2 protein-coding genes are annotated in these 3,932 nt (G+C 29.7%); both read left to right on the top strand.

The features are described 5' to 3' along the window. Positions 1-556: 556 nt before the first annotated feature. Complete coding sequence (tetA(P), locus tag RSD37_RS16580; RefSeq protein WP_346947838.1) at positions 557-1,819, top strand: tetracycline efflux MFS transporter TetA(P); 1,263 nt, start codon at positions 557-559, stop codon at positions 1,817-1,819. Next, a complete protein-coding gene (gene tetB(P), locus RSD37_RS16575; protein WP_346947837.1) occupies positions 1,803-3,761 on the top strand; it encodes a tetracycline resistance ribosomal protection protein TetB(P) in 1,959 nt (652 codons plus the stop codon). The genes tetA(P) and tetB(P) overlap by 17 nt, the downstream gene beginning before the upstream one ends. The last annotated feature ends 171 nt before the right edge of the window (positions 3,762-3,932 follow it).

The following is a 3,932-nucleotide window of genomic DNA, read 5'->3' as shown; positions in this document are numbered from 1 at the left end:
AAAATTAAAAATTTATATATAATGTAATTATACTAAAATATAAACATGAAAAATATAAATGTAAAGGGGTTATAAATATGCGCAAAGAGGTAGTTTTTAACTAAACTAACTGAATAAGGATTATTTTAAAAAGTATATGAAAAAATCTTGAATAACTCAAGGTTTATTTGTGGTAGAATCAATTATTGATAATATTGATATTACCATGTTTATTTGTGTACTCTAAAAATAATCAGTATTATAATGAGCATGTTACACCTCTATTTGCAGAATGGGAAAACTGTGTTCTAAACACAGTATTTTTATGTCTATTTTTGCTACATTTATAGATATGGTATAAGATTTTAATTTGAATAGCTTAATAATAAGCTATATAAATTAAAGTTCTATATTTCATGTTTATATTTAGGTTATATAATTATGAGGCTGTAAGTGAACTATGTTCATTTACAGCTTTTTTTATTTAAGGAGATTATTTTGATGATTTATATATTTAAATATGAAGATTATGAAAAACAAACAAATTTTTTAAGAAATATTAGGATGGTGATGATTAATGGTTAATAAACTTTCAGCATATAAAACTTATTTATTATTTTCAGCTATTACAGCAATGTGTTTTTCGTTAGTAGCTACAGTTATGATAGTGTATCACATTGAAACGGTTCATTTAAATCCACTGCAGCTTATACTTGTTGGAACTACTTTAGAAGTAGCATGCTTTATATTTGAAATTCCTACAGGCATAGTTGCAGATGTGTACAGTCGTAAACTATCTATTGTTATTGGTGTAGTTTTAACAGGAGTGGGATTTATCGTAGAAGGTTCTATTTCTAGTTTCGTTTTCGTACTTGTAGCACAGGTTGTATGGGGATTAGGTTCTACTTTTATCAGTGGATCTGTTGAAGCTTGGATTGCGGAAGAAGAGAAAGATAAAGATTTAGATGAAATTTATATAAAGGGAGCACAAGCAGGACAGATAGGATCGGTTATTGGAATAGTACTAAGCACTGTAATAGCTAATTTCTCTGTAAGACTGCCTATTATAGTTAGTGGAGTTTTATTTATAATTCTTGCATTATTTTTATGGTTATATATGCCAGAAAATAATTTTAAATCATCTGCTCCAGAGGATTTAAATACATTCAAAAAGATGGGATATACCTTTAAATCTGGTCTTAAATTTATAAAAAGTAAACCTATGATTATAATTTTGCTTTCAGTAACTTTATTTTATGGATTATCCAGTGAAGGTTATGATAGACTTTCTAATGTGCATTTTTTACAAGATACTATGCTTCCTAAACTTGGAAATCTTAAACCAGTGACTTGGTTCGGAATTTTTGGAATTGCAGGAATGATATTGAGTGCTATAGTAATGCATTTTATGGCAAAGAAGCTTAAGGATGATGATAAGAATCAAAATGGAAAGCTGTTATTATGCATAAATATATTTTATATATCATTTATGTTCATATTTGCTATTACAAAAAACTTTAACTTAATGCTAATAGCTTATTTAGCGACAAGTACCTTTAGAACTATAAATGAACCTATATTTAGTGCATGGATTAATGGACATATAGATGACAAGGCCAGAGCTACTGTGCTTTCTATAAATGGTCAAATAAATTCCTTAGGTCAAATTTTAGGTGGACCAATTATAGGAATCATAGCTACAAATATTTCAGTAAGTATTGGTATAGCTTGTACTTCGTTATTATTAACACCAGTATTAGTGTTATATATTGTTGCTATGATAATGGATAAAAAGGTAGTTGATAGAGTTGGAGGTGGTAATTATGAAGAAAATAATTAATATAGGAATCGTAGCACACGTGGATGCGGGAAAAACAACTATAACAGAGAACTTATTATATTATAGTGGAGCTATAAAATCAGTTGGAAGAGTTGATTTAGGCAATACACAGACAGATTCTATGGAGCTTGAGCGTAGGAGAGGAATTACCATTAAATCATCAACCATATCTTTTAATTGGAATAATGTTAAGGTGAATATTGTTGATACTCCAGGACATGTGGATTTTATTTCGGAAGTTGAACGTTCATTAAGTGGCTTAGATGGAGCAATACTAGTTATATCAGGAGTAGAGGGGATTCAGTCACAAACAAGAATATTATTTAATACATTAAGGGAGTTAAACATTCCAACAATAATTTTTGTAAATAAGCTAGATAGAATTGGGGCAAATTTTAATAAAGTATTTGAAGAGATAAAGAAGAACATGTCCAATAAAGTAGTTAGATTACAAGAAGTATATGATGCAGGAAGCAAAGCTGTTTATATAAAAAACCTATTTGATACATGCATGATAAATGATGATGCTATCAATGTTTTATCAGACTTAGACGAAGCATTTTTAGAAAGATATATTGGTGGAATAGAACCTGATAAAGAAGAAATACAAGAAAAGCTTTCATTATATGCAAGGGAAGGAAGTCTATATCCAGTATTTTGTGGTGCTGCAGCAATTGGACTTGGAGTTGAAGATTTATTAGATGGAATTTGTAGTTATTTTTCATTTGCAGGTGATGATTGTGAAAGTGATTTATCTGGGGTAGTGTTTAAAATCGAAAGAACAAGTAAAAATGAAAAGAAGGTTTATGTAAGATTATTTGGAGGAAAAATATCTGTAAGAGATAAAATCCAAGTACCTAATAAGGAGATAGCAGAAAAAGTAAAGAAAATTAATAGGTTAGAAAATGGGGTAATTATTGAAGCACAGAGGATAGAAGCAGGGGATATAGGTATTTTATATGGACTTACAAGTTTCCAAGTGGGAGATGTTATTGGAATTTCAAATAATAAAATTAAAAATATATCTATAGCTAAACCAGCATTAAAAACAACAATTTCTGCAATTGATAAAGAAAAAAATCCAGAGCTATTTAAAGCATTAACATTACTTGCAGAGGAAGATCCACTACTAGAATTAGAGATGAATGACATGGATAAAGAAATTTATGTCAACTTATTCGGTGAAGTTCAAATGGAAATACTAAGTTCTATGTTAGATGATTTATATGGAATAAAAGTAGAGTTTTCGAATATTGAGACTATCTATAAGGAAACACCTAAAGGTTTTGGAGCGTCAATAATGCATATGCAGGAAGACTTAAATCCATTTTGGGCGACAGTAGGCTTAGAAATAGAACCAGCAGGGAGAGGCGAAGGTCTTAGGTATATTTCTAATGTTTCAGTAGGGTCATTGCCAAAATCTTTTCAAAATGCAATTGAAGAAGCAGTTATTAAGACAAGTAAACAAGGATTATTTGGATGGGAGGTTACAGATGTAAAAGTCACTCTTAGCTGTGGTGAATTTTTTAGTCCAGCCAGCACTCCAGCAGATTTTAGAAATGTGACACCTATGGTATTCATGGAAGCATTATATAAAGCACAAACTGTTTTATTAGAGCCATTACATGAGTTTGAGTTAAGGATTCCTCAAAATGCTTTAAGTAAAGCGGTATGGGATTTAGAAACTATGAGGGCAACCTTTGATAATCCTATTGTTATAGGGGATGAATTCTCAATAAAGGGATTAATTCCAGTAGAAAATTCAAAAGAATATAAAATGAAAATAGCTTCATATACAGAAGGTAGGGGAATGTTTGTGACAAAATTTTATGGATATAAGGAAGTTTCCGCTGGATTTGCAAAAGCACGCCAAAAAACAACTTATGATCCATTGAATAAAAAAGAGTATTTGCTTCATAAATTAAACGCAATTAGAGATTAAATTTAAATAGATAAGTTAAATTTTTATAGGCCAACCTGCGTTTTTTCTGCAAAATTGCACCAAAATTTGTTCAAATCTAGTAATACCAATTAGTACATAGATGATAAATTAATGCACTAATTGGTATATATGTTGAGAATGAAAGATTATTTGTATAATATTATAGGCCTA

Origin of the sequence: Clostridium sp., assembly GCF_036646415.1 — a bacterium.
Lineage (GTDB): Bacteria > Bacillota > Clostridia > Clostridiales > Clostridiaceae > Clostridium_J.
Note: the sequence above shows the minus strand (reverse complement) of the source record. Positions and strands in the feature narration are given on the sequence as shown.